5 protein-coding genes are annotated in these 5,561 nt (G+C 66.4%); 1 reads left to right on the forward strand and 4 read right to left on the reverse strand.

Translation table 11 applies throughout. The features are described from left to right. Positions 1 to 54: 54 nt before the first annotated feature. Both HMPREF3121_RS00610 and HMPREF3121_RS00615 read right to left on the reverse strand, forming a co-directional pair. Positions 55 to 885 (reverse strand): queuosine precursor transporter, encoded by an 831-nt coding sequence (locus HMPREF3121_RS00610; RefSeq protein ID WP_070519091.1) that lies wholly within the window; start codon positions 883 to 885, stop codon positions 55 to 57. Between the two features lie 70 nt (positions 886 to 955). After that, on the reverse strand, positions 956 to 1,648 hold the full coding sequence (locus tag HMPREF3121_RS00615; RefSeq protein ID WP_141742899.1) for an NADPH-dependent FMN reductase: 693 nt from the start codon (positions 1,646 to 1,648) through the stop codon (positions 956 to 958). Between HMPREF3121_RS00615 and gluQRS the strand changes: the two genes are divergently transcribed. Beyond that, on the forward strand, positions 1,647 to 2,669 hold the full coding sequence (gene gluQRS / locus HMPREF3121_RS00620; protein ID WP_070519092.1) for a tRNA glutamyl-Q(34) synthetase GluQRS: 1,023 nt from the start codon (positions 1,647 to 1,649) through the stop codon (positions 2,667 to 2,669). The genes HMPREF3121_RS00615 and gluQRS overlap by 2 nt on opposite strands. A 214-nt stretch (positions 2,670 to 2,883) precedes the next feature. On the opposite strand, the gene HMPREF3121_RS00625 is transcribed toward gluQRS, so the two are convergent. Beyond that, entirely contained in the window at positions 2,884 to 4,650 is a 1,767-nt protein-coding gene (locus tag HMPREF3121_RS00625; RefSeq protein WP_222865187.1) for a metal ABC transporter solute-binding protein, Zn/Mn family, read from the reverse strand. Next, positions 4,647 to 5,456: a metal ABC transporter ATP-binding protein gene (locus HMPREF3121_RS00630; protein ID WP_035006260.1), complete on the reverse strand. Its 810-nt coding sequence runs from the start codon at positions 5,454 to 5,456 to the stop codon at positions 4,647 to 4,649. Before HMPREF3121_RS00630 ends, HMPREF3121_RS00625 begins: the two co-directional genes overlap by 4 nt. Positions 5,457 to 5,561 lie beyond the last annotated feature (105 nt).

Raw genomic sequence — 5,561 nt, forward strand, 5'->3', positions numbered from 1 at the left:
GGGGCGGCCGCGGATGGCCGCCCCGCCGGGGATTACCGCAGGGGCCGGGGGGTTTTAGGCGGCCGCCGGCACGTCGTAGTAGCCCTCGCGCTTCTTCACCCAGGCGATGACCTGGTACGTCACGGGCAGGACCACGACCTCCACGCCGGTCTTCCACAGGAAACCGACGATGACGAAGTTGATGAAGTCACCCCACGTGGAGATGCCGATCGCCGACGCCGCGATGGAGCAGAAGATGAGGGTGTCGGCGAACTCGCCGACCACCGTCGAACCGATCAGACGCATCCACAGCGACTTCTCGCCCGTCCGACGCTTGATGGCCGTCAGCGACCACGCGTTGAGCAGCTGCCCGACGAGGTAACCCGCCAGGCCCGCCAGCACCAGCTGCGGGACGGTGCCCAGGACGGTCTCGAATGCCCCCTGGTTTTCGTAGAAGTCCGCCGGCGGCAGGTTGATGGCGATGAAGAAGCTGGCCATGCCGATGGCCAGCACCGCGAAGCCCGTGTACACGGCGCGGCGGGTGGCACGGAATCCGTACACCTCCGACAGTACGTCGCCGATGACGTAGCTCAGCGGGAAAAGGAAAAACGCACCGTCGGTGACCAGGCCGAACAATTCGACGCCCTTGGTGGCGGTGATGTTCGAGATCAGCAGGATGCCCGTAAAGATGCCCACCAGGATGGGGTACATCGACCGCTGCACGGGAACGTGGCGCGGCGCATCGGCCTCGATGGCGTCGACGTATTTCGAGGCGGAGCCGGCCTTCGCGGCGGCGCCTGCTGCGGTGCTGGTCTTGTCGGTGCGGGGGGAGTTCGTGGGCGTGAACGCGGGGGTCGCGGCAGCGCCCGGCCCAGAACCGTGGGCCGGAGATTCGGAATTGGTCATGGCGCGTGAGTCTAATGCCCCGCCGCGCCGCGGCCACATCCGAGCAGCGGAAAACGGCCGGTGGCCCCGCCTACTTCGCGGCGTCGCCCGTACGCGGATCGATGGCCACCGGGGCGGCGTCGACCAAAGCACGCAACTCCGACTGTGCCTTGTGGAGAATGCCGACCACCTCATCGACGTCCTTCGGATGCCGACCGTTGAGCAGCGGGTACGCGTCGCCCCACGTGTAATCGGTGGGCACCGTCTTCGCCTGCACCGTCACCAGCGCCTCGCGCAGCACCGCGATCGCGCCGATCAACGCCCGCGGCCCCGGGGTGAAGCCCATCACCAGCGACGGCTTGCCCATCAGCACGCCCGAACCCATCGGGCGGGAGCACCAGTCGATGGCGTTCGTGATCACCGCCGGCGCCGTGTGGTTGTACTCCGGGGTGATGATCACCAGCCCATCCGCGTCACGCACCGCGGCCCGCAGCTCGCGGACGATCTCCGGCTCCTGGCCCGGAACGTCGAGGTCCTCGTCGTAAAACGGAACGTCGCGCAGGCGGTCGAAGACGGCGGCGGTGTCGCCCTCCGGCAGATGGTGGATGAAAGCCTCCGCCAACTGACGGTTGGTCGAGGCCTTGCGGAGGGACCCCACGAATATGACGTAGTTGCTCATGCGCCAACGATACCGCCGGACACCCGCCGCCGACACCACGGATTCGCGGCCGGAGGCGACGAGACGGGCGTCGTAAAGCAACCCCTTACCTAGGCTGGAAAACATGCACGACGCCGCCGACACCCCCGCCCGCCCCTACGTCGGGCGATACGCGCCATCGCCGACCGGCCACCTCCACCTGGGGAACCTGCGCACGGCCGTCATCGCATGGGCGCGCGCCCGCGCCGCCGGCGGCCGATTCCTCGTGCGCATCGAAGACATCGACCGCCAACGATCCCGCCCCGAATACGAGGCCCGCCAACTCGCCGACCTCGCCGCCATCGGCCTCGACTGGGACGACGAACCCGTCCGCCAATCCGACCGCCACCCGCTTTACGACGACGCAATCCGCCGCCTGCCCACATACCCCTGCTACTGCTCCCGCAAGGACATCCAACGCGAACTCGCCGAAATCGGCGGCGCACCCCACGGCGCCCCCGGCGCATACCCCGGGACCTGCCGCGACCTGACCGACGACCAGCGGGCCGACAAAGCCGCAGCACTGGCCGCCGACGGGCGCGGGCCATCCCTGCGACTGCGCTCCGACGTCCGCGAATGGACCGCCCGCGACGCCCTGCACGGCACCATCGCCGGCGACGTCGACGACATGGTGCTGCGACGCGCCGACGGAATGTGGGCCTACAACCTCGCCGTCGTCGTCGACGACGCCGACCAGGGCGTCACCGAAATCGTGCGCGGCGACGACCTGCTGAGCTCCGCGCCCCGGCAGGCGCACCTCGCGCATCTGCTCGGCGTGCCCGAACCGACGTACGCGCACGTGCCGCTCGTCGTCAGCGCCGAGGGGAGGCGGCTGGCCAAACGCGACGGCGATGTGACGCTGCGCGACATCAGCGCCGAGCAGGCGAAACGGTGGATCATCGAGTCGTTGCGGGCGGGGGCGGGCGTTGCGGGCGCGGGCGGTGCGGAAGCCTTGCGCGAGGATGCCGCCGGTGTGGGCGCTGACGCAGCTGGTGCGGGGGCGGGCGGTGCGGGCGCAGATGTTTTCGCCGAGGTCGACGACATCGCCGACCTGCCGGAGGTCTTCGACCTGATGGCGATTCCTCGGGAGCGTGTCGTCTTTCGCTGATCGGCCGTTATCCCGGTTCGCCCCCGCTGCTCACCCCCGCGTCCGCCTCCGGCCCGCCTTCCCAGCCCACGGCGTTAGACGACAAATGCAGCCTCGCGATTTCGCGTCCTGGGGTTATACCAGCGTTCACCTGGCGTGAGGCTGCATTTGTCGAATTCGGGGGGGGAATGCGACCGGGGAAGCCCAACGCATGTGGGCCTCGAGCATTCGCGTTTTAGCGCTTCAGCCCCGCGATCATGGTCTTCAAGTTGCTGCGCAGGAAATCCTCGTAGGTTCCCGCGACCGTGCCCGGCTTGCCGAGCTCATCGGAGTGCAGTGGCTCGTCGAAGATCGGAATCCCGGCCTCCTTCGAGACGGTCTTCATGGGGCGCGTATCCACGTTCGACTCCACGAACAGGTGCTTCGGGCGCTTGTCCTTCAGCTGGCGCACGAGGTGTCCGATCTGCGCGGGGGAGCCGTTTTCATCCGTGTCGATCTGCCAGATATACAGCTGCTCCATGCCGTAGGTGTCGACCATGTATTGGAAGGCATGTTCACTGGCCACGAGCACACGATCCTCCTTCGGCAGCGCACCGATCTGCTCGCGGTAGTCGGCGTCGATGCTCTCCAGCATGGCCTTGTACTCCGCCCCCTTCTCCTCGATGTGCTCGGCACGCTCGGGCAGGGCCTCGGCCAGCGCCGCGGTCACGTTCTCGGCCATCGCGATGCCGACGGTCGGGTCCAGGAAGGCGTGCGGGTTGATCTCCTGATTGCCCTTTTCGTCCTTGAGGTACTTCGGTTCCACGCCCTTGGTGGCCTCGACCATCTGGGAATCGTCCAGGCCCGCGGTGTTTTTCAGTTTCGCGAGCCAGCCGTGCTCACCGCCCTCGAGGTTCAGCCCGTTGTAGAACAGCAGGTCGGCGTCGCTCGTCGCATCCAGGTCCGCGGGCAGGGGGTCGTAGTCGTGCGGGTCCGTGCCGGTCGGCACGAGGTTATGGACGTCCACCGCCTCGCCGCCGATCTCCTCCACCAGGTCCGCCAGCAGCGTGAAGGTGGTGACGACGTTCAGCTGCTCACCGTCTGCCTTCTCCTCCGTCGAGAAGGTCACGGCCCCGAACACGAGGGCACCGCCCACCAGGAGGGCCAACAGCGCGGCCAGTGGCTTATTGCCCAGCGAGCGAGCAATCAGTCCCTTGCCTGGCGCGAAGAGGAAAGCCAGCAGGAACAGCGCGCTGGCGGTCAGCACGATCGTCACGCCGGAGGACACGTTGTAGCTATAGCTCAGGAACAGCCCCACTACGGAGCTGAGCGCCGAGATCGCCACTGAAAGCCCGATCATCACTCCCAGCCGGTTCGTCAGCAGGTACGCCGCCGACGCCGGAGTAATCAGCAGGGAGACCACCAGGATCACGCCCACCGTCTGCAGGGAAATGACCGTCACCAGCGTGAGCACCACCATCAGCCCGTAGTGGATTGCCCGCACGGGCACGCCAGCCGACTGCGCCATGACGGGGTCGAAGGTGCTGAGCTTGAGCTCCTTGTAAAAGACCAGCGTGAGAATCAGCACGGCAGCGGCAATACCGATCGAGAGGTTGCGGTCGGCGTCCTGAACGGTCAGGACGTTGCCGAAGAGGATCTCCGTCAGATCCGTCGCCGTCTGCGCTTTCGCCATGAGCAGCACGCCGATCGCGAAGAAGGTGGAAAAGACGATGCCGATCGCCGAATCGTTCTTCACAGTGGAGCGTTCGCTGATCAGCCCGATCGCCAGTGTGGCGAGTAGACCCGCGACCACCGCCCCGAGGAAGAGGTTCGTGCCGAGCAGGTAGGAGGCCGCGACCCCCGGTAGTACGGCGTGCGAGATGGCGTCGCCGATCAGGGCCATGCCGCGCAGCACGATGAAGCTGCCGACGATGCCGCAGGCCACGCCCACGATCACCGAGGTGATCAGCGCTTTTTGCAGGTAGCCGTGGCTGAGTAGTGAGTCGAGGAACTCCGCGATCATGCTGTCTCCTCCTGGAGGGCTGCCTGCCGTGGCGTGGGGTGGGCTGGTGCTGACGGCTCGCGGATGACGAGCGCGCCGAAGGCCTTCTGCAGCACGTCGGGGACGAAGACCTCCTCGGTGGGACCCGCCGCGACGAGCTCGCCGTTGAGGACGATGAGGTCGTTGTAGTAGCCGCGCACCGTGTTCATGTCGTGGTGCACGACGACGACGTGCTTGCCCGCGTCCGCCATCTGCCGCAGCAGGGTCACGATCGTCTTCTCGCTGGGGACGTCGATGCCGACGAAGGGCTCGTCCAGGAAGATGTACTCCGCGTCCTGGACGATGGCGCGGGCAAAGAGGACGCGCTGGAACTGTCCGCCCGAGAGTTCGCTGATGTGGCGGTGGCGAAAGTCCCACATGTCGACGTCCTTGAGAGCCTGGGTGGCTGCTTCGCGTTCGGCCTTGCCGGGGCGGTGGAAAAGACCCAGGCGCGGGTAAGTGCCCATCAGGACGGTGTCGAAGACGCTGGTGGGGAAGTTGCGGTCGAGGTCAGAGCGCTGCTCGATATAAGCGATTGCGCGGCGCTGCTCGGCGGGGGCCTTGCCGTCGAGGGTGACGGGGTAGCCGGCAGGGGCGCCGGTGGGGCCTGTGCCGTGGACGTTGTGTTTGTCCAGGATCTGGAGCATCGCCTTCATGAGGGTGGATTTGCCTGAGCCGTTGGGGCCGATGATGCCGTGCATGCCGGGGGAGTCGAGGGTGAAGCTGATGTTCCGAATCGCGGTGTTCGCGCCGTAGCTCACGCTCAAGTTCTGGACGCTAATACTCATGGCAGCCAAGAATAGTGTTCAGTTCAATGAATCACCAAATTCAATGTATTGAACTTTGGGGTGGGGTGGTGTTGGGGGGTGTCCCTATGTTTTTGTCAAGTGCCA

It is taken from the genome of Corynebacterium sp. HMSC11E11, assembly GCF_001807025.1.
In the GTDB taxonomy this organism is placed as follows: domain Bacteria; phylum Actinomycetota; class Actinomycetes; order Mycobacteriales; family Mycobacteriaceae; genus Corynebacterium; species Corynebacterium freneyi.

Excerpts from the sequence above, each read along its gene's own strand:
- HMPREF3121_RS00610 (WP_070519091.1), bottom strand. The coding sequence starts at position 885 with ATGACCAATTCCGAATCTCCGGCCCACGGTTCTGGGCCGGGCGCTGCC.
- gluQRS (WP_070519092.1), top strand. The coding sequence starts at position 1,647 with ATGCACGACGCCGCCGACACCCCCGCCCGCCCCTACGTCGGGCGATAC.
- HMPREF3121_RS00615 (WP_141742899.1), bottom strand. The coding sequence starts at position 1,648 with ATGTTTTCCAGCCTAGGTAAGGGGTTGCTTTACGACGCCCGTCTCGTC.
- HMPREF3121_RS00625 (WP_222865187.1), bottom strand. The coding sequence starts at position 4,650 with ATGATCGCGGAGTTCCTCGACTCACTACTCAGCCACGGCTACCTGCAA.
- HMPREF3121_RS00630 (WP_035006260.1), bottom strand. The coding sequence starts at position 5,456 with ATGAGTATTAGCGTCCAGAACTTGAGCGTGAGCTACGGCGCGAACACC.